Source organism: Methylobacterium sp. Leaf125, from assembly GCF_001423085.1.
Lineage (GTDB): Bacteria > Pseudomonadota > Alphaproteobacteria > Rhizobiales > Beijerinckiaceae > Methylobacterium.
Genome location: NZ_LMNU01000012.1, coordinates 300,926 through 326,202, shown reverse-complemented (window position 1 = coordinate 326,202; position 25,277 = coordinate 300,926). Strand labels below are relative to the sequence as shown.

The following is a 25,277-nucleotide window of genomic DNA, read 5'->3' as shown; positions in this document are numbered from 1 at the left end:
ACGCACCTTTGCCAAGAAGACTGGATTGCCAAGAAAGCTGAATTGCCAAGACGTCTGGTTTGCCGAGACGACCGGGTCGGAAGAGAGACGACCGGATGAGACGGCCTGCGCCAACAGCTAGGGCATCGGGTCGCCCGCGGCGAGGCCGCCTCAAGCCGTCAGCAGGGGCGACAGCGTGCGGATGTCGGCGACGGTTTCCAGGGCGTTCAGGCGGCCGATGAGATCGTCGGCTTTGCCGGCGCCGATGACCGGGACGATGAGATCCCGGACCTTCGCGCTGACCCGCTCGGTGCTCAGGGGATTCTCCTTCGTACCGGGCGGATACTTGGTCATGTGTTCGACGGTGCGGCCGTCGGACAGGGTGAGCGCCACCCGTGCGCTGCGCGGGGCCTCGGGCATCATCAGGGCGGGATCGCCGACGAGTTCGATCCGGTCGCGGACCGCCCGGATCGCCGGATCCTGCATCAGGGTGGCGTCGTGGCTGTCGGCGAAGGAAACGCCGCCGCGCACCAGCGCGAGGGCGACGAGGTGCTGGCAGCTCACGTCCGGCATGGCGCTGTGCCCGACGATGCCGATGGCGTCCGTGGGCAGGCTGACGCGGACGTGCCGGACGTCCTCGGCGCTCAGGCCATGCTCCGTTCGCAGGGTCAGCACCGCATCGAGGGGCGACTGGATCGGGTAGCCGACGGAGTACGTCTTGATGGCCGTCTCGGCGACGTAGAAGCGCCTCCCAAGATCCGCCACCATCGCTTCGGGCTTCGGGGCGCTCGACGGGGCGATGAACAGGTTGTGGGTCCCGTCGAGGACGTCGGCGACGCCGGTGAGACCCGCCTCGACCATGCTGACGGCGGTCACGCCGTTGCGGGCGCCCATGCCGGCGAAGTCGAACGCCTTCTCGATGTGGTCCTCGTCCTTGACCCAGCTCCAGAGTCCCGAGACCTGCTGGGCCGCGTAGGAGAGGGCGAACCGCGTGCGTTGCTCGTCGAGGCGGGCCAGGGACGAAGCCGCCCCGAGGGCGCCGAAGGTGGAACTCGTGCCCTCGGCACTGCGATGGCTGCCGCGCACGAGGTCGGGGCCGAGCGCCATCAGCAGGCGGCAGCAGAGGTCGTAGCCCAGCGCCGCCGGGACCGTCGCCGAACCCGGATGTGCCTTGGTCACGGGCTCGAAATCGTCGGTCTCGTCCGCATGGGCGCACATGGCATTGGCCAGGGCGGCGTTGATCGCGCTGGTCCGCAGATCGGTGCCGACGACGCTGCACTGCGCGACGCCGCCCTGCCCGCGGACGTAGCCGGCGGCCATCGTGCCGGGTCGCATCCGGGCACCCGAGAGCATCGCTCCGAAGGTGTCGAGGATGCGATGCTTGCAGGCGGTCATCACCTCCGGTGGCAGCGGAGCCTCGCGGGCCGCCACCATGTAGCGGGCGAGGCGTCCGGTGATGTCGGTGCCCGGCACCGTCTCGGCCGCGCGAACCGGCCAGGTCATCGATGCCAGCGCGGCGCCGCTGCCCGACAGCAGCCGACGACGGTGCATCGTCATCCCGAGCGTGTTGCGGTCCATGGCGCCGGCCCCCTGCGTGTCGCGTTGGCCGCACACTGCGCCTGCCGGACACCGCTGCAAAGTCTCCTCCCGCAAGACCTCACCCGGCGCTCATCGTCGAGGCGAGGGCCAAGTGCTTCTTAAGTCCTCTCTGTGTCGCCGGGTCCTCTCATCGACGGCCGACGAAATCTTGCAGCCTGCCGCCGGTGACTGCGCAAGCAGCGGACGTCGGGCCTTGCGACCTCTCGAGGTGTTCGGGCGCACACGAAGGTTCACGTCTTCCCACTCTGGAGAAATTCCAGGGACCGACGGCCCGAGTTCTGCGTTCTCGCTGAGCACTCCTCGCAGAAGGCAGGCGCACGTCTGGACGGATCCCGCGCGGTTCCGTGTCACGCCCCGGACCAAGATCGCCCCACCGAGCGTTCTCCTGGCCTGCGACGTAACCGGGCGCCCGTCCGCTGGCAGCCTCCTCCCGCTTCAGGTTCAGAGAACGCCATGCCAAGTTTCGGAGAGAATGAATTGAGTCGACGTGACGTCATGGCCGGAGCAACGGCCTGTGCGGCTCTGGCCGCGGTCCCCGCGCGGGCCGAGGGTCGGCCCGAGACTGCCGGTCCGGAACAGCCCGTGCTGGCGAAGGTGTCGCTGACGGTGAACGGTCAGCGCCGCGAGCTTGAACTCGACACCCGCACCAGCCTGCTCGACGCCGCGCGCGAGCACCTGCACCTGACCGGCTCCAAGAAGGGCTGCGACCACGGCCAGTGTGGCGCCTGCACGATGATCGTCGACGGCCGGCGCATCAATTCCTGCCTCACCCTCGCGGTGATGCACCAGGGGTCGGAGATCACCACCATCGAGGGGCTCGGCCAGCCCGACGCCCTGCACCCAATGCAGGCCGCCTTCATCAAGCATGACGGCTACCAGTGCGGCTACTGCACCCCGGGCCAGATCTGCTCCGGCGTCGCCGTGCTCGCCGAGATCAAGGCCGGGATTCCCAGCCACGTCACGGTCGATCTCAACGCCCCGATGCAGGTCACGGACGCCGAGATCCGCGAGCGCATGAGCGGCAACATCTGCCGCTGCGGCGCCTATTCCAACATCGTCGAGGCGATGACCGAGGTCGCCGGGAGGCCCGCATGAAGTCTTTCACCTACGAGCGCCCGAACTCGCCCGCGGACGCCGCCGCCGCCGTGTCCCGCAACCCGAACGCCAAGTTCATCGCGGGAGGCACGAACCTCCTCGACCTGATGAAGCTGCAGATCGAGACGCCGACTCACTTGGTCGACGTCAACGGCCTCGGGCTCGACACGATCGAGGCCACGCCGGAGGGCGGCCTGCGCGTCGGCGCCCTCGTCCGCAACACCGACCTTGCGTCCGATGCCCGCGTGCGCAAGGACTACGCGGTCCTCTCGCGCGCCCTGCTCGCGGGGGCCTCGGGCCAGCTGCGCAACAAGGCAACCACCGCCGGCAACCTCCTGCAGCGCACCCGGTGCCCGTATTTCTACGACACCGCCCAGGCCTGCAACAAGCGCCAGCCGGGATCCGGCTGCTCGGCCCTCGACGGCGTCTCGCGCCAACTCGCCGTCATCGGTGCCAGCGAGGCCTGCATCGCCACGCATCCGGGCGACATGGCCGTCGCCATGCGCGTGCTCGACGCCACCGTCGAGACCGTCGATGCCAAGGGGGCTTCGCGAAAAATCCCGATCGCCGACTTCCACCGCCTGCCGGGCGACCGGCCGGAGGTCGACACCTCGCTGGCGCCGGGCGAGCTGATCACGGCGGTGACGCTGCCGAAGCCCCTGGGCGGCGCGCACATCTACCGCAAGGTCCGGGATCGCGCGTCCTACGCCTACGCCCTGGTTTCCGTGGCGGCGGTGGTCCAGCCGGACGGCAGCGGCCGGGCGGCCTTCGGCGGCGTGGCACACAAGCCCTGGCGGGTGGAGGCGGCGGAGGGCGAGATGGCCCGGGGCGCCAAGGCGGTGACCGCACAGGTCTTCGCCGGTGCCAAGCCGACCCACGACAACGCCTACAAGCTGACGCTGGCCGAGCGCACGCTCGGCGCCGCGCTGAACGAAGCGAGGGCCTGATCCATGAAGTTCGATACCCCCGCGGGCCAGAACCCGATCGACCAGCTCAAGGTCGTCGGCAAGGCCACCGACCGCATCGACGGCAAGTTCAAGACAACCGGGACGGCGCCCTACGCCTATGAGCGCCACGACGTGGTGGCGAACCAGGCCTACGGCTACGTGCTCGGCGCCGGCATCGCCAAGGGCCGTATCCGCGCCATCGACACGGCGGCCGCCAAGGCGTCGCCCGGCGTCGTCGCCATCGTCACCACCCTGGACATGCCGGCCCTCGGTCTCGGCCGGATGAACGCCGCGAACCTCTTCGGCGGAGCGCAGATCCAGCATTACCATCAGGCCATCGCGGTCGTGGTGGCCGAGACGTTCGAGCAGGCGCGGGCCGCGGCGTTCCTCGTCAAGGTCGATTATGCCCGCGAGGCCGGTCAGTTCGACCTCGAGGCCGTGGCGTCGTCCGCCAAGCCGGTTCCCGGCGACAGCGGCGAGGGCAGCGGCGGCGGTAGCGAAGACCGCGCCGGCGACTTCGAGGGGGCCTTCGCGTCGGCGCCCGTTACGTTCGACGAGACTTACACGACCCCTGACGAGAGCCACGCGATGATGGAGCCGCACGCGACCATCGCCGCCTGGGAAGGCGACAAGCTCACCCTCTGGACCTCCAACCAGATGATCGCCTGGACCAAGGGCAGCATCGCCAAGATCCTCAGCATTCCGGAGGCCTCGATCCGCGTCGACTCGCCCTATATCGGCGGCGGCTTCGGGGGTAAGCTGTTCGTGCGCTCCGACGCCGTGGTGGCGGCCCTCGCCGCCAAGGCCGCCGGCCGGCCGGTCAAGGTCGCCCTCACCCGGCCGCTGGTGGCCAACAACACCACGCACCGGCCGGCCACGATCCAGCGCATCCGCATCGGTGCGACCCCGGACGGGACGATCACCGCCATCGCGCACGAGAGCACCTCGGGCAACCTGCCGAAGGGCAAGCCGGAGACGGCGGTGGACCAGACCAAGCTCCTCTACGCCGGCGCCAATCGCCTGACGGCGATGAAGCTCGCCCATCTCGACCTGCCCGAGGGCAATTCGATGCGGGCCCCGGGCGAGGCGCCCGGCCTGATGGCCCTCGAGATCGCCATGGACGAGATGGCCGAGAAGCTGGGTATGGACCCGGTCGCCTTCCGTGTCCGCAACGACACCCAGGTCGATCCGGGTCATCCGGAGCGCCCGTTCTCCCACCGCAACCTCGTCGGCTGCCTCAAGCTCGGCGCCGAGACGTTCAACTGGTCGGCCCGCAACCCGAAGCCCGGCCAGGTTCGCGACGGGCGCTGGCTCGTCGGCATCGGCATGGCGGCGGGCTTCCGCAACAACCTGCTGATGAAGTCGGGCGCCCGCGTCCGCCTCGGGCGCGACGGCATCGTCACGGTCGAGACGGACATGACCGACATCGGCACTGGCTCCTACACGATCATCGCCCAGACCGCCGCCGAGATGATGGGCGTGGGCCTGGACAAGGTGGTGGTCCGCCTCGGCGATTCGTCCTTCCCGGTCTCGGCCGGTTCGGGCGGACAGTTCGGCGCGAACAACTCCACCGCCGGCGTCTATGCGGCCTGCGTCCAGCTTCGCGAGGCGGTGGCGCAGCGCCTCGGCTTCAACTCGGCCGACGTGGCGTTCGCGGACGGACAGGTCCGCTCCGGCAACCGCACCGAGACCCTGGCCAAGGCGGCCAGCGACGGCGAACTGGTGGCCGAGGATTCGATCGAGTACGGCGACCTCGCCAAGAAGCAGCAGCAATCAACCTTCGCGGGTCACTTCGTCGAGGTCGGCGTCGATATCGACACGGCGGAGATCCGGGTGCGTCGCATGCTGGCGGTCTGCGCGGCCGGGCGCATCCTCAACCCGAAATCGGCACGCAGCCAGGTCATCGGCGGCATGACGATGGGCGTCGGCGGCGCGCTGATGGAGGAACTCGCGGTTGACACCAAGCGCGGCTTCTTCGTGAACCACGACCTGGCCGGCTACGAGGTGCCGGTGCATGCCGACATCCCGCATCAGGAGGTGATCTTCCTCGACGAGGTCGATCCGCAATCCTCCCCGATGAAGGCGAAGGGGGTGGGCGAGCTCGGTATCTGCGGTGTCGGCGCGGCGGTGGCCAACGCGGTCTATAACGCCACCGGCGTGCGGGTGCGAAGCTACCCGATCACCCTCGACAAGCTCCTCGGCCAGATGCCGGACGCCGCCTGAGACCGGACGAAGGCCGCGGCACTGATCCTGCCGCGGCCCGCGAGACGCGTTGCGACCCGCGGTGGCCCGAGGCCGCCGGGGGTCGTTCGCGTTCAGCTGTGCGCCAGCACGGCCAGCAGCAGCAGGGCGATGATGTTGGTGATCTTGATCGCCGGGTTCACGGCGGGGCCGGCCGTGTCCTTGTAGGGGTCGCCGACGGTGTCGCCGGTCACCGCCGCCTTGTGGGCCTCCGAGCCCTTGCCGCCGTGATGCCCGTCCTCGATGTACTTCTTGGCGTTGTCCCAGGCGCCGCCGCCCGAGGTCATCGAGACCGCGACGTACAGGCCGGTGAGGATGACGCCGAGGAGCATCGCCCCCACCGTGGCGAAGGCCTGGCTCTTGCCGGCGATCGCCTGGATCACGAAGAACAGCACGATCGGCGACAGCACCGGCAGCAGCGACGGCACGATCATCTCCTTGATCGCGGCCCGGGTGAGCATGTCGACGGCGCGGCCGTAATCCGGCCGGTCGGTCCCCTGCATGATGCCGGGCTTCTCCCGGAACTGTCGGCGGACCTCCTCCACCACGGCGCCGGCCGCGCGGCCGACCGCGGTCATCGCCATGCCGCCGAACAGGAACGGGATCAGGCCGCCCAGCAGCAGGCCGACGACGACGTAGGGGTTGGAGAGCGAGAAATCGACCGTCACGCCCTGGAAGAAGCGGTACTGGGTCGGGCTCGCATTGGCGATGAAGTAGTTCAGGTCGGAGGTGTAGGCGGCGAAGAGCACCAGGGCACCGAGGCCGGCCGAGCCGATGGCGTAGCCCTTGGTCACGGCCTTGGTGGTATTGCCGACCGCGTCGAGAGCATCGGTGGACTTGCGCACGTCCGGCGGCAGGCCCGCCATCTCGGCGATGCCGCCGGCATTGTCGGTCACCGGCCCGAAGGCATCGAGGGCCACGATGAAGCCGGCGAGCGCCAGCATGGCGGTGACCGCGATGGCGATGCCGAAGAGCCCGGCCAGCGAGTAGGTGCTGATGATGCCCGCGACGATGACGAGCGCGGGCAGCGCGGTGGATTCGAGCGAGATGGCCAAGCCCTGGATCACGTTGGTGCCGTGGCCGGTGACGGAGGCGTCCGCGATGGACTTCACCGGCCGGAAGTTGGTGCCGGTGTAGTACTCGGTGATGACCACGATCAGCGCCGTGATGACGAGGCCGATCACGGCGCAGCCGAGGAGGCCGCCGGAGGTGAAGGTGACGCCCGCATTGGTGGTGAAAGCGGTGCCGAAGCCACCGAACAGGGCGTAGTTCACGCCCGCGATGGCCACGATCGATAGGGCGCCGGCGGTGACCAGGCCCTTGTAGAGCGCGACCATGATCGACTGGTTGGCGCCGAGCCGCACCGCGTAGGTGCCGGCGATCGAGGTGAGGATGCACGAGGAGCCGATGGCCAGCGGATAGAGCAGCATCGCCTCGAGGACGTTGCGTCCGGCGACGTCGGTCTGGCCAGAGAAGAAGATCGCCGCGAGCACCATGGTGGCGACCACGGTCACCGCGTAAGTCTCGAACAGGTCCGCCGCCATGCCGGCGCAGTCACCGACGTTGTCGCCGACATTGTCCGCGATGGTGGCGGGGTTGCGCGGATCGTCCTCCGGGATCCCGGCCTCGACCTTGCCGACGAGATCGCCGCCGACATCGGCACCCTTGGTGAAGATGCCGCCGCCGAGCCGGGCGAAGATCGAGATCAGCGAGGCACCGAAGCCCAAAGCCACCAGGGCGTCGATGACGTCGCGGCTGGCGGGCGACAGGCCGGCGACTCGGGTGAGATAGCCGTAGTAGAGCGCCACCCCGAGGAGCGCGAGGCCGGCCACGAACATGCCGGTGACGGCGCCCGACTTGAAGGCGACGTCGAGGCCGCCGCCGAGGGACGTCGAGGCCGCCTGCGCGGTGCGGACATTGGCGCGCACGGATACGTTCATGCCGATGAAGCCGGCCGCCCCCGACAGGACCGCGCCGATGAGGAAGCCGATCCCCACTTTCAGCCCGAGGAAGTAGGCGAGGGCCACGAACAGCACGAGCCCGACAATCGCGATGGTGGCGTATTGGCGCCGGAGATAGGCCTGCGCACCCTCGGCGATCGCCCCTGCGATCTCCTGCATGCGCTGGGTGCCGGCGTCCCGCTTCATCACGTCGTTGATCGTGAGGATGCCATAGGCGACGGCGCACAGCCCGCCCAGGATGATAAGCAACAAAGCTGTCATTCGACCGTCCTTGATTGGCGATGCCCGTGCGGGTCTGTCGTGGCGTTGTTGGACTTCGTGGCCGTGGTTTCCGTGCGTGCGCAGCGCTTCGTGCGTGCGAAGGTCATCGTTCGCGCGCGCGTCTCCGCTGCGCGTCATGTTGCTGTTGTTGTGCATCTCCTCCCAAGGAATGCCTGCTCTGAGTGCCAAACTTCACCGGCGCTGGCAAATGCTGCTTAGCTTTTTCAGGCGCGAATAGTTGTGCGTCGCAGCATTCGCGGCGATCGGCATCAGTTCTCGCGGGAGTGGCAGTCCGCTCGCGACCGTCGGGACCGGCGCCGTGCGGAGGGGCCGGCGTCTCAGAAGTGGCTGAAGGAGCCGGTTCCGAGCGCGCGCGGCGTGCCGTCGGCGTGGTGGAAGACCGGCGCCGCGGAACCGGCCGTGACCGTGCCGATGCAGGTCAGGGGTGTTCCGGCGGCGGCCGCCGCCGCCAGGCAGGCGTCCAGGTTCCCGGGTGCGACGGCGCAGAGGATCTCGTAATCGTCGCCGCCCGTCACGATCGGGGTCAGGAGGGCCGGCTCCCGTGCCAGGGCTCTCGCGGCGGCCGGCGAGAGCGGGACGCGGGCGAGCTCGATCCGTGCGGAGCGCCCCTCCCCCTTCAGCATCTTGGTCAGATCCCCGGCGAGACCGTCCGAAACGTCCATCGCGGCCCGGACGTAGCGGCGCAGGACCGTCGCGAGGCCGATGCGCGGGCGGGGATGCCAGTAGCGATCGATGAGCGCGTCGCGATCCGCTGCGCCGAGTGCGCCCGCCCAGGCCGGCGCATCGGGTCGGCGCAGGATCAGGCCCAGGGCCGCATCCCCGATGGTGCCGCTGACGCAGACCCGGTCACCGACCTGCGCCGTCCCGCGCCGGACGATCCCGCCCGCCGGGACTTCGCCGATCGCCGTCACACCGATGAGCGCCGGGCCGGCGGCCCGCACGGTATCGCCGCCGAGGAGGTCGAGGCCGAACGCCGCGAGGCCATCGGCGAGGCCGGCCGCGAAGGCGGCCAGCCAGGCCTCGGTCCAATCATCGGGCAGGGCCAGGGTCAGCAGGATGCCGCGCGGACGTGCGCCCTTGGCGGCGAGGTCCGAGACGTTGACGCCGAGGGCCTTGCGCGCGATCGAACCCGGTGGATCGTCGGGAAAGTAGTGCACCCCAGCCACGATGGCGTCGGCCGTCAGCACGAGGTCGCAGCCGGGACTGGGCGACAGGGTGGCGGCGTCGTCGCGCAGGCCGTCCGCACCGGGGCCGGCCAGGGGCGCGAAGTAGCGTGCGATCAGCCCGTCCTCGTCGGGCCGAGCCACGGGGCTCAGGCCCGGCCGGAGGCCGGCAGGCCGGCGAATTCGTTGCCGCGCACGTCCCGGGCCACCTTGTCGAGGACGCCGTTGACCATGCCCGGCTCGTCGCCGCCGTAGAAGCTGTGGGCGACGTCGACATATTCGGAGATGACGACCCGGGCCGGCACGTCGCGGCGCGACATGAGCTCGTAGGCACCCGCCCGCAGGATGGCACGCAGCACCGCCTCGATGCGCTTGAGCGGCCAGCCCGCGGCCAGTGCCCCGTCCAGGATCGGATCGATGGCGCGCTGCTCATCGACGACACCGCGCAGGAGGTCGCGGAAGAAAGCGATCTCGGCGGCGGGATGCTCGATGCCGTCGACCTCGCGGCCGATCCAGAAGGTCTCGAACTCAGCGAGCGCCTCGATCACGCCCTTGCCCGAGATCTCCATGTCGTAGAGCGCCTGCACGACGGAGAGGCGCGCGCCGCTGCGTTCGGCGGTCTTCATCCCGGGGTCGTTGGCCATGATGCTCAATCCTCTCCGACCGACGCCGCCGACGCGTCGCGCTTCAGCGACAGCACCGCGAGCGCGGCCTCGGCGGCACCGCCGCCCTTGTTCAGTTCGGCGACCCGGGCGCGGGCCTGGGCCTGCGCTTCCGTCTCCACCGTCAGGATGCCGTTGCCCAGCGGCAGGCGCAGGGTAACGGACAGGTCCATCAGGGCCCGCGCGCTCTCGCCCGCGACGATGTCGTAATGCCCCGTCTCGCCGCGGATGACGCAGCCGAGCGCCACGACGGCGTCGTAGGGCTGGCCGGCGCGGGCCGCGGCCTCGACCAGGATCGCGATGGCGGCGGGAATCTCCAGGGCGCCCGGCACGGTCACCACCGTGGCCACGGCTTCGACTGCCGCCAGGGCGCCCTCCGCACCGGCCAGGAGCTCGTCCGCGAGATCTTCGTAGTAGCGGGCCTCGACCACGAGGACGCGCGCGCCCTTGACGTTGGCGGGAGCGGTGCGGGAAGCGTAGGCGAGCGATACCATCGAGGGGCCTTCACGGGATACGGTCGGCGGACGGCACAGCGGCCGGGACCGGGCGCCCGCCGGGACCCCGGGGGATCCGTCGGCGCGCTAGGCTCGACCGGCCGGACGTGTCCTGCGCCCGCAGGCGCGAGCGATAGACCCTGGGCGGCTTGGCGACAAGCACGGCCCCCGCGAATCGGGGGCCTTGGCCGCGGCTGCGTTCAGGCCTCGACCGCGGCCCGGCTCTCGGACAGGCGCGCGGCGTAGCGGGCGATGAGGTCGACCTCGAGGTTGAGCCCGTCCCCGGCCCGCCGCTCGCCCCAGGTGGTCACCGCCAGGGTGTGCGGGATGAGGAGCACCGAGAACAGGGCGCCATCCACCGTGTTCACCGTCAGCGAGGTGCCATCGAGGCAGACGGAGCCCTTCTCCGCGATGAAGCGTGCGAGCGGGGCCGGGGCCCGCAGCGTGAACCGGTCCGAGGGGGCCCATTGCGGATCCCCCGCGCCGCCCGTGACGGGATCGCGGGACACGAGTTCGGCGAGGCCATCGACGTGGCCGGTGACGAGGTGCCCGCCGAGCTCGTCGCCGATCTTCAGGGAGCGCTCGAGATTCACGCGACGTCCTTCGCGCCAGGTCCCCACATGGGTGCGGGCCAGCGTCTCGGCCGCGGCATCGACGGCGAAGATGCAGCCCTCCGCCGTCGGCTCGACCGCGACCGCCGTGAGGCAGGGACCCGAGCAGGCGATGGAGGCGCCCAGCGCGATCGTGGCCGGATCGTAGTGTGAGCGGATGCGGATGCGGCGCAGGCGATCGTCGCCGGCGACCGACACGACCTCTCCGACATCCGTGACGAGACCGGTGAACATCTCAGGCGCTCCGCTCGTAGGTGACGGCCCGGTCGGGACCGAACAACCGGGATTCGACAATCCCGAGATGGTGTTCGTCGAGCCGTTTCTGAAGCACCGGGCCGATGGCCGGCAGGCCGCCGGTGTCACCGAGCCGCCCCGGTCCGGTGATGAGGGTGAAGACGTCGACGAGGTCGGCGCCCGCCAGAGCATCGGCGAGGTGCGGGCCGCCTTCGCAGCAGAGCCGCGTCACGCCCCGCTCCGCCAGCGCCCGCAGGGCGGCGTGCAGGTCGACCTGTCCCGCGCCGTCGGCATCGACGCCGACCACCTCGACGCCGAAGGACGCCAGCATGCGCTTGGCGTGGACCGGCGCGCGACGCGTGGTGAGGATCAGGGTCTCCACGTCGCGGGCGCTGCGCACGAGCGTGGTGGAGGGCAGCAGGCGCAGGCTCGAATCCAGAACGACGCGCAGGGGCGAGCGATCCGACAGGCCGGGCAGCCGGACCGTCAGGGAGGGATCATCGGCTCGCGCAGTGCCGATGCCGACCAGGATCGCATCCGCGTGCGCCCGCCAGAGATGCACGGCGCCGTCGGCGATGGGCCCGGTGATCCGCAGGCGCTCGGCGGGCGCGCCTGCAAAACCATCCTGGGTCTGGGCGAGCTTGAGGTGCAGGCTCGGCCGACCCCGCGTCACGCGGGTGACGTGCCCGCGATGATCGCGGGCGGCCTCTTCCGCCAGGACGCCCGTGTTCACTGCGATGCCGGCGGCGGCCAGGAGGCTGTGGCCGCGTCCGGCGACCCGCGGATCGGGATCTTCCAGGGCCGTGACGACGCGGGCGATGCCGGCCGCCACGATGGCGTCGGTGCAGGGCGGGGTACGGCCGTGGTGGGAGCACGGCTCGAGGCTGACGTAGAGCGTTGCGCCGCGGGCCGCCTCCCCCGCCATGGCGAGGGCGGTCGGCTCCGCGTGCGGGCGGCCGCCGGGTGCCGTCGTGCCCTGCCCGACGATCCGCTCCGCGCCGGGCGGACCCGCCACCACCACGGCGCCGACGGAGGGATTCGGCCAGGTGCGTCCGAGATTGCGGTGCCCGAGGGCGAGCGCCAGGCGCATGTAGCGGCGGTCGGTCTCGCCCCGGCCCAGGGTCTCCACCCCGGCGGTCTCCATCCCGACGGTCTTCATGCCGACGGTCTCCATGCCTTCGTCCCTCACGCCCGCGACTTCGGCTGGCGCTTCGGCCGAAGCGGCGTCACCGTGGCGGAGAGATCCTCGGCTGGCTCCTCGGTCGCGGTTCCGCCCTCCCCGCGCGGTGCCCCCGTGCCCGTCGCGGCCGGGGCGGCGGTCGGATCGGACAGGGTCCCGAGCAACGCCTTGAAGTCGCTGGCCTCGCGGAAATTCTTGTAGACCGAAGCGAAGCGCACGTAGGCGACGTCGTCGAGCCCCTTCAGGCCCTCCATCACGAGTTCGCCGATGGCCTCGCTGCCGATCTCGGCCTCGCCGCTGCTCTCCAGCTGCCGGGTGATGCCGCTGACGAGGCGCTCGATCCGCTCGGGGTCCACCGGGCGCTTGCGCAGGGCGACCCCGATCGAGCGCTGGAGCTTGTCGCGGTCGAAGGGCACGCGCTTGCCCGAGCGCTTCAGCACGGTGAGTTCCCGCAGCTGCACGCGCTCGAAGGTGGTGAAGCGCCCGCCGCAATCCGGGCAGACCCGGCGCCGGCGGATCGCCGCCGCGTCGTCGCTCGGCCGCGAATCCTTCACCTGGGTGTCGGGACCGCCGCAATAGGGACACCGCATCGGACGGACACCTGGGAAGAGGGAGCGTTGGAAAAGGCAACGGCCGCGGACCCGATGGTCCGCGGCCGTTGCATGGCATGGTGCGGGGCGCCGGTTCAAGCGTCCCCGAGCGCCCGTGGGCGGGGCGTTGCGCCTCAGCCGTAGATCGGGAACCGGTCGGTCAGGGCGTGCACCCGCTGCTTCACGCTCGCCTCGACCGCGGCATCGCCCTCATCGCCCTTGGCCACAAGGCCATCGAGAACCTCGACGATGAGGCTGCCGATCTGCTTGAACTCGGCGACGCCGAAGCCGCGCGAGGTGCCGGCCGGGGTGCCGAGGCGGATGCCCGAGGTGATGGTGGGCTTCTGCGTGTCGAACGGCACGCCGTTCTTGTTGCAGGTGATGTCGGCGCGGCTGAGGGCCGCTTCCGCCGCCTTGCCGGTCAAGCCCTTGCTGGTGAGGTCGACCAGCATGAGGTGGTTGTCGGTGCCGCCCGAGGTGATGTTGTAGCCGCTCGTCATCAGGGTGTCGGCCAGCGCCTTGGCGTTCTCGATCACCTGCTTGGCGTAGATCTTGAACTCGGGCTTGAGCGCTTCGCCGAAGGCCACGGCCTTGCCGGCGATGACGTGCATGAGCGGGCCGCCCTGGATGCCGGGGAAGATCGCCGAGTTGAACTTCTTGGCCAGCGCCTCGTCGTTCGTCAGGATCATGCCGCCGCGCGGGCCGCGCAGGGTCTTGTGGGTCGTCGTGGTGACGACGTGGGCGTGCGGGAACGGCGACGGATGCACGCCGGCCGCGATCAGGCCCGCGAAGTGGGCCGCGTCGACGAAGAAGTAGGCGCCGACGGCGTCGGCGATCTCACGGAACTTGGCGAAGTCCCAGTGGCGCGGGTAGCCGGAGCCGCCGGCGATGATCACCTTGGGCTTGTGCTCGTGGGCGAGGGCCTCGACCTGCTCCATGTCGATGCGCTGGTCGTCCCGGCGCACGGTGTAGGAAACCGGCTTGAACCACTTGCCGGAGACGTTCGGGGGGGCGCCGTGGGTGAGGTGGCCGCCGGCTGCGAGGTCGAGGCCGAGGAAGGTGTCGCCCGGCTGCATCAGGGCCAGGAACACGCCCTGGTTCGCCTGGCTGCCGGAGTTCGGCTGCACGTTGGCGAAGCCGCAGTTGAACAGGCGCTTGGCGCGATCGATGGCCAGGTTCTCGGCGATGTCGACGAACTGGCAGCCGCCATAGTAGCGACGGCCCGGATAGCCCTCGGCGTACTTGTTCGTCAGCACCGAGCCCTGCGCCTCGAGAACTGCGCGCGAGACGATGTTCTCGGAGGCGATCAGCTCGATCTCGTGCTGCTGGCGGCCGAGTTCCTGGGCCACCGCCTGGGCGATCTCCGGATCCGCGTCCGCGAGGGGAGCAGCGAAGAAGGTGTTGGAGAAGTGCTTGTCGGCAGCAGTACCGGCGCTCATGGAAAGCCTCGATTGTTGAACGGGCGGACGCACCCGTAATCCGCTGGCGTTGGCGGGCGGGCGTTCGAAGGCTGGATTACTACACGTGACGAGTTCCGAGGCCAAGCACAGGCATTTTTTTGCGTGTGCTCAAAAAAATTCAGCACAGAGCGCGGCACGCTGAGTCGACGCGACAACAACCCGTGTCGTGGCGTCGCATACACGAGGCGAAAAGGCCCGCACGACGCAACACAGCCCGCAGAATGCAAGGAGGCCTGCAGAATGCAAGGAGGCCCGCACCTGGGGGTGCGGGCCTCGAGCGTCAGCAGGTGCGAAACCGGTGAGGAAACTCAGTTCTCCTCGTCGCCCGGCTCGAAGCTCTGGACCTGCTCGGCGCTGGCGACCGGGGTCGGGGCCGAGAGGGTCGAGGGCACGTTCACGCCGTCACGCTTGTAGATGTCGTCGCGGAACTGGACGAGGCCGTCCGGGGTCGACCAGGCCGTGATGTAGGTCCAGTAGACCGGCACCGGGGTCGACAGGGTGGCGTCGACGCGCTTGCCACTCTCGATGGCCTGCTCGACCTGCTCGCGGCCCCAGCCGGGCGTGTCCTTGAGAAGCCAGGTGATGTACTCGCGCACGTTCTGCACGCGGACGCAGCCCGAGGAGATGAAGCGGAAGTCGTCGCCGAACACGCCCTTGGTGTTGGTGTCGTGCATGAACACGCCGTAGGGATTCGGAATGTTGATGCGCACGATGCCCATCGAGTTGAAGTCGGCGCCCGAATCCTGGCGGTAGCGGTAGCGCGTGCCCTCGTCCGAGTTCCAGTTCACCGAAGCCGGCGAGATCTCGGTCTCACCCGAGAAGATGCGGATCTTGTTCTCGGTGAGGTAGGTCGGGTCCTTCTGCATCTTGGGGATGAGGTCCTTCTTCACGATGGAAGCCGGGACCGTCCAGAAGGGATTGAAATTGATCTGCGTCGCCTTGGTGTTCATGATCGGCGACTGGCGGTCGATCTTGCCGACGCCGGCGGCGTGCAGGGTCACGACCTGGCCGTTCTCTACCGTCTGAACCAGGGCGGCGGGGATGTTGGTGATGACGAAGCGGTTGCCGAGGTTGCCGGCATAGGAGCGCAGGCGAACCACGTTGATCTCGAGCTGGTGGAGGCGCACGTCCGCCGGCACGTTCATGGCCTGCTGCGTGGTGAGGCTCATGGCGCCGGTCTGGCTCAGCCCGTGCCGGGCCTGGAAGCGCTTCACGCCAGCCGCCACGTAGGAATCATAGACGCCCGAACCGCCGGAGGCCGGGTCGAGATCGCCCGTGACGATCAGGCGCTGGCGCAGGGCGGCCACGGCCGGTCCCTTGGCGCCGACGCGCAGGCGATCCGCGCCCGAGACGGGCTTCCAGCCGCCGCGATTGACGATGTCCCGGTAGCGCTCGATCATCTGCTCCGTCGCCGCCACGGTCTGGGGCGACAGGATCGGGGTCGAGGAGCGCTGCACCTGCATGGCGGCGGGCGAGGCGTAGTCCTGCGCCCACTCGGCCTGGGCGAAGCCGCCGGCCTCGCGCGCCGTCGCCGACTGGCCGATGACGGCCGCCGATGCGAGCAGCGCGAAGCCGAGCGCGCGAGTGTGGAAAGCCTGATTCAGCATCGGACGTGAACTCTGATCTGATTTACGAAGTGACGTGCGGTGTCGTCGGTCCCGGCGATGCGCGCCGAGGTCTTGGAACACCCCCTGTCACGACCGTGTCGGGGTACGGTTAAGAACTCATGGGGACCCGGCCACATTGTGGCACGGCGCGGCTTATCCCCGTGATCCCCCGACACATCCTCTCGACTGCGGCTCGTGTGCCACAGCACTGTGTCGCACCGTGTAATCGGCGTGGCGAAACGATGGCCGATGGCGTAAGCCGAACGACGATGACGCTTCCGGCGAAACAAGCTGGCCACGGAGGGTGGGCCCCGCTGCGCGCGATCACTGCGGTGGTCGCGCTCTATGCGTTCGTTCTCCACGCCGTCCTCAGTGGACTCGTTCCCCTGCCCGTCTCCACCGCGCACGGCATCCTCTGCCTTGGGCAGATCGACGAGTCCGGTCCCGGCGCGCCCGATTCGACCCACGCCCATCACCAGCCCTGCTGCACCGTGGCCGGGTCGATGCTGCACGCGGCATTGCCGGAGGTGTCGGCCCGCACCATCGTCTGGCCGGTCCGCGCGACGCGCCGGGTCGCCTGGCAGCGCGAGGCGTCCGTGTCCGCACGCGGACCGCCGGGCACGATTCCCCATCCTCGAGGTCCGCCCGCCGTCTGATTCGATCGCCGATTCCCGATCCCATCAGACCTGGACCTTTCGATGAACCGCATCCCCCGGGCCGAGCTCTTCGCAGGCCTTCTCCTCACGCTGTCCGCCACCGCCTCCCTCGCGCACGCCACCCTGGAGCGCAAGGAAGCGAGTCCGAACGCCGGTTACCGCGGCGTCGTGCAGATCACCCATGGCTGCGACGGCCAGCCGACAAACCGCGTCAGCGTCACCATTCCGGAGGGCGTGATCGGTGCCAAGCCGATGCCGAAGCCCGGCTGGACCGTGACGACCGAGAAGGGCGCCTACGCCCGGGCCTATCCGTATTACCACGGGGATATCCGTGAGGGTGTGAAGACCATCACCTGGACCGGCGGCAGCCTGCCCGACGATCAGGTCGACGAGTTCACCTTCCTGGCGCGGGTCAGCGACGCCTTCACACCCGGCAGCACGGTCTACTTCCCCGTCGAGCAGGATTGCACCGCGGGACAGCACCGCTGGCGCGAGATCCCGGCCGCGGGGCAGGATGCCCATGCGCTGAAGTCCCCCGCCCCCGGCGTCCGCATCGTGGCCGCAGCTTCCAGCCCGGCCCGGGCGGAGGCATCGAGCGTGAAGGCCGGCGATCTCAACATCGAGACGCCGTGGATGCGCGCGACGCCCGGCGGCGCCAAGGTGGCGGGCGGCTATGTCCGCGTCACCAACACCGGCAGCCAGGCCGACCGTCTCGTCGGCGCCTCGATCCCCCTGGCGGGACGCGCCTCGATCCACTCCATGACCATGGAGGGCGGCGTGATGAAGATGGCTCCCGTCGAGGGTGGCCTCGTGATCAGGCCGGGCGAGACGGTGGAGCTGAAGCCCGGCGGCCTGCACCTCATGTTCGAGGATCTCGCGAGTGGCCCCAAGGCCGGCGAGACGGTCCCGGGTACGTTGCGCTTCGAGCGGGCCGGCACCGTGCCCGTCAGCTTCAGCGTGGCGCCGATCGGCGCGATGAAGCCGGGTACACCTGCGGCCGCCGCAACGGTACCGGGTCCTCACGAGCACTGACGTCGCGGATTCCCGGATCCCGGGACATCCAGGGCCGGTCTGATCCCGCTGACGGCGGCCGGACCGACGCCGAGCCGCGTCCGTCGTCGGACCGTCCCAACCCGCACGATTCGCCGCGCACGCTTCCGCGCGGCGTCCCCCACCCCACCCTTCTCCCATCGGGATCATGCCCGGCCCCTTCGCGCAAAGGCGAAGCGCGGGCCCATGGTCCGGAGCCTGTCCCATGCCCGCTCCCCAAAGTGTGTCTGCCTCCGCCGATCTGTCCGCACGCCCTTCGCCTCGGCGCGAGGGCTGCGCCCTCGCCCTCCTGGCGGGCGCCTCGCTCCTGACCCTCGCCGTCTGCGCGACGCCGTCCGGCGCCGAGGAGACGGCCGCCGCGACCTTGTCCGAACTCAGTATCGAGGGGGCCTCGGCCGGCTCCCTCACGGTGACGAGCGTTGCGGCGCAGCGCGCCGCGGTGAACGCCACCGTCGGCTCCGTCGCGTTCGTCGATGCCAAGGACTTCCAGGACCGCTACGCCAATACGCTGCGCGACACCCTCAAGGACGTGCCCGGCGTCTACGTGCAGGAGCGCTACGGCCAGGAGCTCCGCCTGTCGGTGCGCGGCTCGGGCATCGCGCGCGGCTTCCACCTGCGCGGCCTCGAGTTGCTTCAGGACGGCATCCCCCTGAACCTCGCGGACGGCAGCGGCGACTTCTACCAGGTCGATCCCCTGGGACTGCGCTCGATCGAGGTCTACAAGGGCGGCAACGCCCTGACGTTCGGGGCGACGACCCTGGGCGGGGCGATCAACGTCGTCACGCCCACGGCCCAGACCGCCTTCGCGCCGAATATCCTGCGCATCGACGGCGGCGCCTTCAACACGATCCGCGAGAACTTCCAGGCCTCGCGGATCTCCGGCCCAATCGACCTCCTGGTCAGCGGTACGATCACCAATTCCGACGGCTATCGGGACCACGAGACCCAGCGGACGCAGAACTTCAACGCCAATCTCGGCTACCAGCTCGCGCCGGGCGTCGAGACCCGCTTCTATGCCGGCATCTACCTGACCGACCAGAAGCTCCCCGGTACGCTCAGCCTCTTCAATGCCCTGAACAATCCGACGCTCGCCAACCCGTCGGCGATTTCCGGCAACCAGTCCCGGAAAGTCGAGACCGAGCGGATCGCCAACCGCACCTCGTTCCTGCTCGATGTGGGCAAGCTCGACATCGACACCTGGGCGATCCACAAGTCGCTCTACCATCCGATCTTCCAGGTGATCGACCAGGACGGCTGGACCTACGGGATCGCCCCGCACTGGGCCGGGACCTTCGACATCGCCGGCTATCGCAACGACCTGATCCTCGGCCTGCGCGCCTTCGCGGGCCAGAATTCGGCGCTCCAGTTCGTCAACGTCGCCGGCCAGCGCGGCGCCCAGACGCTGCGCGCGGTGCAGAGTGCCTCGAACTACGAAGCCTATGGCGAGAACCGGTTCTGGTTCCTGCCGGACGTCGCGCTGATGGCGGGCGCCAAGGCATTCTCCGCGAACCGGACCTACAGCAACAAGGGCGGCTTCTCGGGCACCAATGCGTTCCCGTCCTCGGCCAACGAGACCTATGCGGGCATCAACCCCAAGGTCGGCCTGCTCTGGCAACCCCTGCCGGACCTGCAGGTTTTCGGCGACATCACCGGCTCGCGCGACGTGCCGGATTTCTCCGACCTCGTACAGCAGAACACCCTGAACACCACCTTCGTGCCGCTGCGGGCCCAGCGCGCCGTGACTTACGAGGCGGGAACCCGCGGCCGGATCGACCGGCTTTCCTGGGATGTGACCCTCTATCGCTCGGAGATCCGCGACGAACTCATCAACTTCTCGATCAATCCTGGCCTCAACATCCCGGCCGCGACCTTCAACGCACCCCGAACCCGCCACCAGGGTGTCGAAGCTGCCGTCTCCCTCGACCTTGCCCGCGACCTGATCGGATCCGGCGACAACGTCGTGGTCTCGCAGATCTGGACCCACAACGACTTCCGCTTCATCGCCGACCCGATCTTCGGCGACAATCAGATCGCCGGCATCCCCCGCGACGTGCTGCGCACCGTCCTGACCTATCGCAACCGCGAGGGCTTCCATGTCAGCCCTTCGGTGGATTGGGTGCCCCAGGGTGCCTTTGCCGACCATGCCAACAGCCTGAAGGTGCCGGGCTATGCCCTGCTCAACATCCAGGCTGGGTACGACTTCCAGAACGGCGTCTCGGTCTTCGTCGATGCCCGAAACCTGACCGACGCCCGCTACGTCTCGGACATCTCCGTCGTCACCGACGCCCGGACCGTCGCGGGCGGCCCGGCGGCGTTCTATCCGGGCGTCGGCCGCAGCATCTTCGGCGGCCTCCGCGCCGGGTTCTGATCGGGGAAGCGGGTCGCCGGATGAGGGTGCGCCTTTCCTGCGCGCCCGCTAGAAGCGCGCGATGACTGAGGGTTTCCCCAATGCACGCCCCTCCGGCGTGCCGGCACCGGAGCAGCACCCGGATGTGCATGTCGGCCGAGACGGCACGCTCTTCCTGACCGGCGGCACCAATTCCGTGCTGCGCCAGTATCGCGATCCGGGGCTGCCCCGTGCCACCCTCTGGCGCTGGCGCCGCATCCTGGAGGCGCGGGTGCGGCGCTGTGCCGGTCTCGGCACCCGCTACGCCCACGTGGTGGCGCCGGAGAAGCTCACGATCGACCCGCAGGCCTGCGAGGCGCTCGCCCTCGATCCCGCGCGTGCGCCGGTCCTGCGCCTGGAGCGCTGGCTCCGTTTCTCGCCGGCCCGGCGCCACTGGATCGACCTGGTACGGCCGTTCCGGGCCCGCGTCGCCGAGGTGCCGCTCTATTGCAGGACCGACAGCCACTGGACCTTCGCCGGGTATCTCCTTGCCTACGGTGAGATCTGCCGGCATCTCGGCCTCGCCCCGCGCCAGGATATCCTCCAGCGCCGGATCGGCTCACCTGCGGCCTATGCCGGCGATCTCGGCCTGAAGTTCGATCCGATCCGCAGCGAGACGGTGGACTCGTGCCTGTTCGAGACCGCGGCGCGGCGCATCCATGCCAACAACCTCGTGACGGCGTTCGAGGCCGAGGGCCGGGGCCAGGCGGCCCATATCGGCGCCCACGTGATCTACCGAAACGACTCGTCCGAGGCCGACCCGCGCCGGCTGGTGTTGTTCGCCGATTCCTACGGCCACCACACGTCGACCCCGCATACGGGCAGCCTGACGCCGCTCCTCGCCGACACCTTTCGCGAAGTTCACGTCCTGTGGTCGACGAGCATCGACTGGGGCTACCTCGCGCGGGTGAAGCCGGATTTCGTGGTCTCGGAGATCGCCGAGCGCTTCATGATCGAGCTGCCCCAGACCGGCTTCAACATCGAGAAGCTCGCGGATCTCGCCCTGGCGCGTAAAGCGGGCTGAAACGACGAACGCCCCGGAGATGTCTCCGGGGCGCGATGTCGATCGATGGCGGTTCGCCAAGGGTGTGCAGGCCTAGTAGAGCCCGCCGGCCTGGGCGGCGCGATCTGCGTCCGGCGGAACCGCGGCCGGGGCGCCGGAGGACTGTGCCGGGGCGGCGACATAGGCGTCGGGCGGGGCGGTGCCGGGCTTGAAGGCTTCGAGGATGGTACCACCACCCTCGCCCGAGCCGGCGCGCATGCCCGAGGCGGCCGAGACGCGGATCAGCTTGATGCCCGGGGGCACGCGGAACGGCGTCGGCGGCTTGTCCTTGAGGGCCTGCTTCAGGAAGTCGAGGGCGATGGGGGCTGCGAGACCGCCGCCGGTGGCCCGATCGCCCAGGGAGCGCGGCTTGTCGAAGCCGAGATAGACGCCCACCGCAAGGTCCGGCGAGAAGCCGACGAACCAGGCATCCTTCGCGTCGTTCGTCGTCCCGGTCTTGCCGGCGAGCGGCTTGCCGACCTGCTTGAGGATGGTGGCGGTGCCGCGCTGGACCACGCCTTCCATGATCGAGACCATCTGGTAGGCGGTCAGCGGGTCGAGGACCTGCTCGGAATCGTCCACCAGCTTGGGCTCGTCCTGGCCCGACCACTTGTCCGCGTCGCAGCCGAGGCATTTGCGGGTGTCATGCTTGTAGATGGTCTCGCCGACGCGATCCTGGATGCGGTCGATGAGGGTCGGGCGGATGCGCCGACCACCATTGGCGAGCATCGAGTAGGCGGTGACCATGCGCATGACGGTGGTCTCACCGGCACCGAGCGACATCGGCAGCACGGGGAGCATATCGTCGTAGACACCGAAGCGGCGGGCATATTCGGCGATCAGCGGCATGCCGACATCCTTGGCCAGCCGAACCGTCATCAGGTTCTTCGAGTGCTCGATGCCGTAGCGCAGCGTGTGCGGGCCGCCCGACTTGCCGTCGTAGTTCGAGGGCGTCCAGGCCTCCTGTCCGGGGCCCGCCTCAATGGTGATCGGCGAATCCTGCACGATGGAGGACGGGGTGTAGCCGTTGTCCAGGGCCGCCGAGTAGACGATCGGCTTGAAGGACGAGCCGGGCTGGCGCATCGCCTGGGTGGCCCGGTTGAACTGGCTCTCGTCATAGGAGAAGCCGCCCACCATCGCGTGTACGCGACCGGTATAGGGGTCCATCGCCACGATGGCCCCGGAGACCTCGGGCCGCTGGCGCAGGCGGTACTGGTTACGGCTCGTATCCGTCGCCTCGACGTAGACGACGTCGCCGGCATTGAGCGCCGCGGCGGGCGAGCGCCCGGTCCAGCGGGTGCCCTCGGCCGTGATCGTCCCGGTCTCGCGGTCCTTCGAGACCTGCCCCGAGGCTTCGCGGCGCGGCTGCAACCCGATCTGGGCGGAGCCGCCATTGGTGTTCAGCACCACGGCGAGCCGCCACGGCGCGACGTCGCCGAGACCGGGCACTTCGGCCACGGCGAGGCCCCAGTCGCGACCGACGAGATCGACCTTGGCCTGCGCGCCGCGCCAGCCGTGCGACTGGTCGTAGCGAACCAGGCCGTCCACCAGGGCCTTGCGGGCCCAGGACTGCATCTTCGGATCCAGGGTGGCGCGGACCGAGAGGCCGCCCTCGTAGAGCTTCTTCTCGCCGTAGCGCTCGGCGATCTCGCGCCGGACCTCTTCCGTGAAGTAGTTCGCGTTGGCCGCGTTCGCGAACGCGACGCGCGGATTGACGCCGAGGGGCATCTTGCGGGCCGCCTCGGCCTCTTCCTTGGTGATGTACCCGTTCTGGGCCATCAGGCCGATGATCTCGTTGCGCCGATCGAGCGCCTTCTGGGTCTGACGATAGGGGTGGTAGTTGTTCGGCCCCTTCGGCAGGGCGGCAAGGTAGGCCGCCTCGTTGATCGTCAGCTCGTGAACCGACTTGCCGAAATAATCGAGCGCCGCCGCCGCGACGCCGTGCAGGTTGCGCCCAGGCACGATCGTCCCGAGGAAGATCTCGTTCAGGTAGAGTTCGAGGATCTTGTCCTTCGAGTAGGCGGCCTCGATCCGGAAGGCGATCAGCGCCTCCTTGGCCTTGCGCTCGAAGGTCTGCTCCGGGGACAGGAGGAAGTTCTTGGCGACCTGCTGGGTGATGGTCGAGGCGCCCTGCTTCTTGCCGCTCTTGAAGTTCGTCAGCGCGGCGCGCACCAGCCCCTCGGGATCGACGCCGCCGTGCTTGTAGAAGTTCTTGTCCTCGGCCGAGAGGAAGGCCGCGACGACGATCTTCGGCATGGCCTGGATCGGCAGGTAGAGCCGCCGCTCGCTGGCGTACTCGGCCAGCAGCGAGCCGTCCGCCGCATGGACGCGGCTCATCACGGGCGGCTCGTAATTGGCGAGCGCAGCGTGATCCGGCAGGTCCTGGCTGAATTTCCAGTAGAAGAACGCGGCCGCCGCGGCGGCGATCACGAAGACCATCGCGCCGACGCTGAACAGGAAGCCGAAGAAACGAAGGATGAAGCGCATCCGGGTCCCGTCCGTCGATGATCCACCGCCGCCGGCCGGCCGCGACAGCACCCGCCATGATGGCGCGTGCCTCTTCGGACCGTGTCCCATTCCGAAATGCAAGAGTCCCGCCGCGTGAAATGCGGTCGAGCCCACGATGTCGGCGGCGTTCGCTCAAGCGCGCCGCGATCAATCCTGCCGAGACCATCGGCATCGGTGTGACCGGAGCGCTGTGAGCCCCGGTTTCACACGCATTCTATGGTGAAACTGGGGCGATTGCGGCCGAGCGACGGGGCGGCTGCGGACGAGTCAGCGACGTCCGGCTGCCGAAGAACGCATCGATCGCCTTGGCCATGCCCCCGGTCACCTCGGCGCGCCAACCCTCCGATTGCAGCAGGTCGAGATCGTGCTTGCTGGACAGGTAGCCGAGTTCCACCAGCACCGAGGGAACGTCGGGCGAGCGAAGAACCTGGAAGCCGGCCTCGCGGTGGGGCTTGGCGCTCATCTCCATGACCGGACCGAGATGGGTCATCAGCCGCTTGGCGAACCCCGACGAGAACGTCCGGGTCTCGCGCAAGGTGAGTTCCTGGAGGATGTCGGCGACATGGCCGGGGCCCTCGTTCGATTCAGTGCCGGCCGCCGCGTCGGCGCGGTTCTCGCGCTCGGCGAGCTTGGCCGATTCGGCGTCGGTGGCCTTCTCGGAGCCCGTGTAGATGGTGGCACCGCGCACCTGCGGGGCCGACGAGATCGAGTCCGCATGGATCGAGACGAAGAGGTCGGCCTTCGCCTCGCGGGCCAGGCGGACGCGCTCCGAGAGCGGCACGAAGACGTCACGATCCCGGGTCATCCGCACCCGATAGCGGCCACTGGATTCGAGGCGGGTCACCAGGGCCTGGGCGAAGCCGAACACGATGTCCTTCTCGAAGACGCCGGTGGCCGCGATGGCGCCGGGATCGGTGCCGCCGTGGCCGGCATCGACCATGATCAGGGGGCGGGCGTCCGTCGGTTCCGGGAGGGTCGCGACCTTGCGCTGGGCCGGTGCCGGATCGCTCGCCACCGAGGCGCGGCGGAAGCCTTCACGATCGCTGCGCTGGAACTCGATGCTGAGCAGCACGGCGCCGTCGCGCGGTCGCGTCACGGTCTCGATCCGGCCGACCGTCGCCGGCTGGGCGAGGTCGACGACGATGCGCGACCGTCCCGGGGCGAAGAGCCCGTAGCGGAAGGAGGCGACCACGCCGTCGCGCTTCCGGCCGGTTTCCGGTCCGAGCTGGAAATTCACTTCGGCCAGATCGATGACCGCTCGATCGGGACGCTCCATCACGAAAGCCTTCGCGTCGATGACCTTCGAGAGGGTCAGGGTCAGCTTCGTGGTGCCGCTGCTCGTCGCGAGGTCCGCCGCGATGGCGACGGCGGCCTGGGAGGCGGTGCCATGAGCCTTGTCGGTGTCCTGTGCCCGTGCGCCGGTCCCGACGAACGGGATCGCTCCGGCGCAGGCCAGCGCGAGAAGGACGGAGCGGAGAAGGCGGGCGCGTCTCGGCATCGTTCCGGCAATCATCCCCGTGAGCACGGTCA

The 25,277-nt window shown here is 69.4% G+C and carries 19 protein-coding genes; 7 read left to right on the top strand and 12 right to left on the bottom strand.

Going from position 1 to position 25,277, the window contains the following annotated elements; genetic code table 11:
- Positions 1-150 precede the first annotated feature (150 nt).
- The gene (locus ASF58_RS12650) at positions 151-1,557 is read right to left on the bottom strand and encodes an MmgE/PrpD family protein (RefSeq protein ID WP_055953725.1); all 1,407 of its coding nucleotides are present in this window, start codon (positions 1,555-1,557) and stop codon (positions 151-153) included.
- A gap of 516 nt (positions 1,558-2,073) precedes the next feature.
- Between ASF58_RS12650 and paoA the strand changes: the two genes are divergently transcribed.
- From paoA to paoC, 3 genes are read left to right on the top strand one after another with little or no spacing between them, the layout of a single operon-like run.
- Positions 2,074-2,673: an aldehyde dehydrogenase iron-sulfur subunit PaoA gene (paoA, locus tag ASF58_RS12645; RefSeq protein WP_055952449.1), complete on the top strand. Its 600-nt coding sequence runs from the start codon at positions 2,074-2,076 to the stop codon at positions 2,671-2,673.
- A complete protein-coding gene (locus ASF58_RS12640; RefSeq protein WP_055952446.1) occupies positions 2,670-3,620 on the top strand; it encodes a xanthine dehydrogenase family protein subunit M in 951 nt (316 codons plus the stop codon). Before paoA ends, ASF58_RS12640 begins: the two co-directional genes overlap by 4 nt.
- A gap of 3 nt (positions 3,621-3,623) precedes the next feature.
- Positions 3,624-5,843 (top strand): aldehyde oxidoreductase molybdenum-binding subunit PaoC, encoded by a 2,220-nt coding sequence (gene paoC / locus ASF58_RS12635; RefSeq protein ID WP_055952444.1) that lies wholly within the window; start codon positions 3,624-3,626, stop codon positions 5,841-5,843.
- A gap of 92 nt (positions 5,844-5,935) precedes the next feature.
- On the opposite strand, the gene ASF58_RS12630 is transcribed toward paoC, so the two are convergent.
- The 9 genes from ASF58_RS12630 to ASF58_RS12590 all read right to left on the bottom strand — a co-directional run bounded on the left by ASF58_RS12630 (position 5,936) and on the right by ASF58_RS12590 (position 16,105).
- Positions 5,936-8,083, bottom strand: a complete 2,148-nt coding sequence (locus ASF58_RS12630) for a sodium-translocating pyrophosphatase (protein WP_055952440.1) — start codon at positions 8,081-8,083, stop codon at positions 5,936-5,938.
- Positions 8,084-8,421: 338 nt separating this feature from the next.
- The gene (thiL, locus tag ASF58_RS12625; RefSeq protein WP_055952437.1) at positions 8,422-9,411 is read right to left on the bottom strand and encodes a thiamine-phosphate kinase; all 990 of its coding nucleotides are present in this window, start codon (positions 9,409-9,411) and stop codon (positions 8,422-8,424) included.
- A 5-nt stretch (positions 9,412-9,416) separates the two neighbouring features.
- Positions 9,417-9,893, bottom strand: a complete 477-nt coding sequence (gene nusB / locus ASF58_RS12620; protein WP_055953722.1) for a transcription antitermination factor NusB — start codon at positions 9,891-9,893, stop codon at positions 9,417-9,419.
- Positions 9,894-9,916: 23 nt separating this feature from the next.
- Positions 9,917-10,423: a 6,7-dimethyl-8-ribityllumazine synthase gene (ribH, locus tag ASF58_RS12615; protein WP_055952435.1), complete on the bottom strand. Its 507-nt coding sequence runs from the start codon at positions 10,421-10,423 to the stop codon at positions 9,917-9,919.
- Positions 10,424-10,623: 200 nt separating this feature from the next.
- On the bottom strand, positions 10,624-11,268 hold the full coding sequence (locus ASF58_RS12610; RefSeq protein ID WP_055952433.1) for a riboflavin synthase: 645 nt from the start codon (positions 11,266-11,268) through the stop codon (positions 10,624-10,626).
- Between the two features lies 1 nt (position 11,269).
- On the bottom strand, positions 11,270-12,358 hold the full coding sequence (gene ribD / locus ASF58_RS12605) for a bifunctional diaminohydroxyphosphoribosylaminopyrimidine deaminase/5-amino-6-(5-phosphoribosylamino)uracil reductase RibD (protein ID WP_156375688.1): 1,089 nt from the start codon (positions 12,356-12,358) through the stop codon (positions 11,270-11,272).
- Between the two features lie 95 nt (positions 12,359-12,453).
- Positions 12,454-13,038, bottom strand: coding sequence for a transcriptional regulator NrdR (nrdR, locus tag ASF58_RS12600; RefSeq protein WP_348271589.1), 585 nt, complete (start codon positions 13,036-13,038; stop codon positions 12,454-12,456).
- Between the two features lie 134 nt (positions 13,039-13,172).
- Positions 13,173-14,477, bottom strand: a complete 1,305-nt coding sequence (glyA, locus tag ASF58_RS12595) for a serine hydroxymethyltransferase (protein WP_055952431.1) — start codon at positions 14,475-14,477, stop codon at positions 13,173-13,175.
- A gap of 329 nt (positions 14,478-14,806) precedes the next feature.
- Positions 14,807-16,105, bottom strand: a complete 1,299-nt coding sequence (locus tag ASF58_RS12590; protein ID WP_055952428.1) for a L,D-transpeptidase family protein — start codon at positions 16,103-16,105, stop codon at positions 14,807-14,809.
- 332 nt (positions 16,106-16,437) lie between these two features.
- Between ASF58_RS12590 and ASF58_RS12585 the strand changes: the two genes are divergently transcribed.
- From ASF58_RS12585 to ASF58_RS12570, 4 genes are all read left to right on the top strand, one after another.
- Positions 16,438-16,761, top strand: coding sequence for a hypothetical protein (locus ASF58_RS12585; protein ID WP_055952426.1), 324 nt, complete (start codon positions 16,438-16,440; stop codon positions 16,759-16,761).
- A 42-nt stretch (positions 16,762-16,803) separates the two neighbouring features.
- A complete protein-coding gene (locus tag ASF58_RS12580; RefSeq protein ID WP_055952423.1) occupies positions 16,804-17,793 on the top strand; it encodes a DUF1775 domain-containing protein in 990 nt (329 codons plus the stop codon).
- A 223-nt stretch (positions 17,794-18,016) separates the two neighbouring features.
- Positions 18,017-20,179, top strand: coding sequence for a TonB-dependent receptor (locus tag ASF58_RS12575; protein WP_082513030.1), 2,163 nt, complete (start codon positions 18,017-18,019; stop codon positions 20,177-20,179).
- 61 nt (positions 20,180-20,240) lie between these two features.
- Positions 20,241-21,221, top strand: coding sequence for a hypothetical protein (locus tag ASF58_RS12570; protein ID WP_082513029.1), 981 nt, complete (start codon positions 20,241-20,243; stop codon positions 21,219-21,221).
- Positions 21,222-21,293: 72 nt separating this feature from the next.
- Here ASF58_RS12570 and ASF58_RS12565 read toward each other — a convergent pair whose 3' ends face one another.
- Positions 21,294-23,726 carry a penicillin-binding protein 1A gene (locus ASF58_RS12565; RefSeq protein ID WP_055952417.1) on the bottom strand — a complete coding sequence of 811 codons (2,433 nt, stop codon included), beginning with the start codon at positions 23,724-23,726 and terminating at the stop codon, positions 21,294-21,296.
- Between the two features lie 235 nt (positions 23,727-23,961).
- The gene (locus tag ASF58_RS12560; RefSeq protein WP_055953711.1) at positions 23,962-25,245 is read right to left on the bottom strand and encodes an N-acetylmuramoyl-L-alanine amidase; all 1,284 of its coding nucleotides are present in this window, start codon (positions 25,243-25,245) and stop codon (positions 23,962-23,964) included.
- Positions 25,246-25,277 lie beyond the last annotated feature (32 nt).

Coding starts and splice junctions, on each gene's coding strand:
- ASF58_RS12650 (WP_055953725.1), bottom strand. CDS start 1,557: ATGGACCGCAACACGCTCGGGATGACGATGCACCGTCGTCGGCTGCTG.
- paoA (WP_055952449.1), top strand. CDS start 2,074: ATGGCCGGAGCAACGGCCTGTGCGGCTCTGGCCGCGGTCCCCGCGCGG.
- ASF58_RS12640 (WP_055952446.1), top strand. CDS start 2,670: ATGAAGTCTTTCACCTACGAGCGCCCGAACTCGCCCGCGGACGCCGCC.
- paoC (WP_055952444.1), top strand. CDS start 3,624: ATGAAGTTCGATACCCCCGCGGGCCAGAACCCGATCGACCAGCTCAAG.
- ASF58_RS12630 (WP_055952440.1), bottom strand. CDS start 8,083: ATGACAGCTTTGTTGCTTATCATCCTGGGCGGGCTGTGCGCCGTCGCC.
- nusB (WP_055953722.1), bottom strand. CDS start 9,893: ATGAAGACCGCCGAACGCAGCGGCGCGCGCCTCTCCGTCGTGCAGGCG.
- ribH (WP_055952435.1), bottom strand. CDS start 10,423: ATGGTATCGCTCGCCTACGCTTCCCGCACCGCTCCCGCCAACGTCAAG.
- ASF58_RS12610 (WP_055952433.1), bottom strand. CDS start 11,268: ATGTTCACCGGTCTCGTCACGGATGTCGGAGAGGTCGTGTCGGTCGCC.
- ribD (WP_156375688.1), bottom strand. CDS start 12,358: ATGCGCCTGGCGCTCGCCCTCGGGCACCGCAATCTCGGACGCACCTGG.
- nrdR (WP_348271589.1), bottom strand. CDS start 13,038: ATGCGGTGTCCCTATTGCGGCGGTCCCGACACCCAGGTGAAGGATTCG.
- glyA (WP_055952431.1), bottom strand. CDS start 14,477: ATGAGCGCCGGTACTGCTGCCGACAAGCACTTCTCCAACACCTTCTTC.
- ASF58_RS12590 (WP_055952428.1), bottom strand. CDS start 16,105: ATGCTGAATCAGGCTTTCCACACTCGCGCGCTCGGCTTCGCGCTGCTC.
- ASF58_RS12580 (WP_055952423.1), top strand. CDS start 16,804: ATGAACCGCATCCCCCGGGCCGAGCTCTTCGCAGGCCTTCTCCTCACG.
- ASF58_RS12575 (WP_082513030.1), top strand. CDS start 18,017: ATGCCCGCTCCCCAAAGTGTGTCTGCCTCCGCCGATCTGTCCGCACGC.
- ASF58_RS12570 (WP_082513029.1), top strand. CDS start 20,241: ATGACTGAGGGTTTCCCCAATGCACGCCCCTCCGGCGTGCCGGCACCG.
- ASF58_RS12565 (WP_055952417.1), bottom strand. CDS start 23,726: ATGCGCTTCATCCTTCGTTTCTTCGGCTTCCTGTTCAGCGTCGGCGCG.
- ASF58_RS12560 (WP_055953711.1), bottom strand. CDS start 25,245: ATGCCGAGACGCGCCCGCCTTCTCCGCTCCGTCCTTCTCGCGCTGGCC.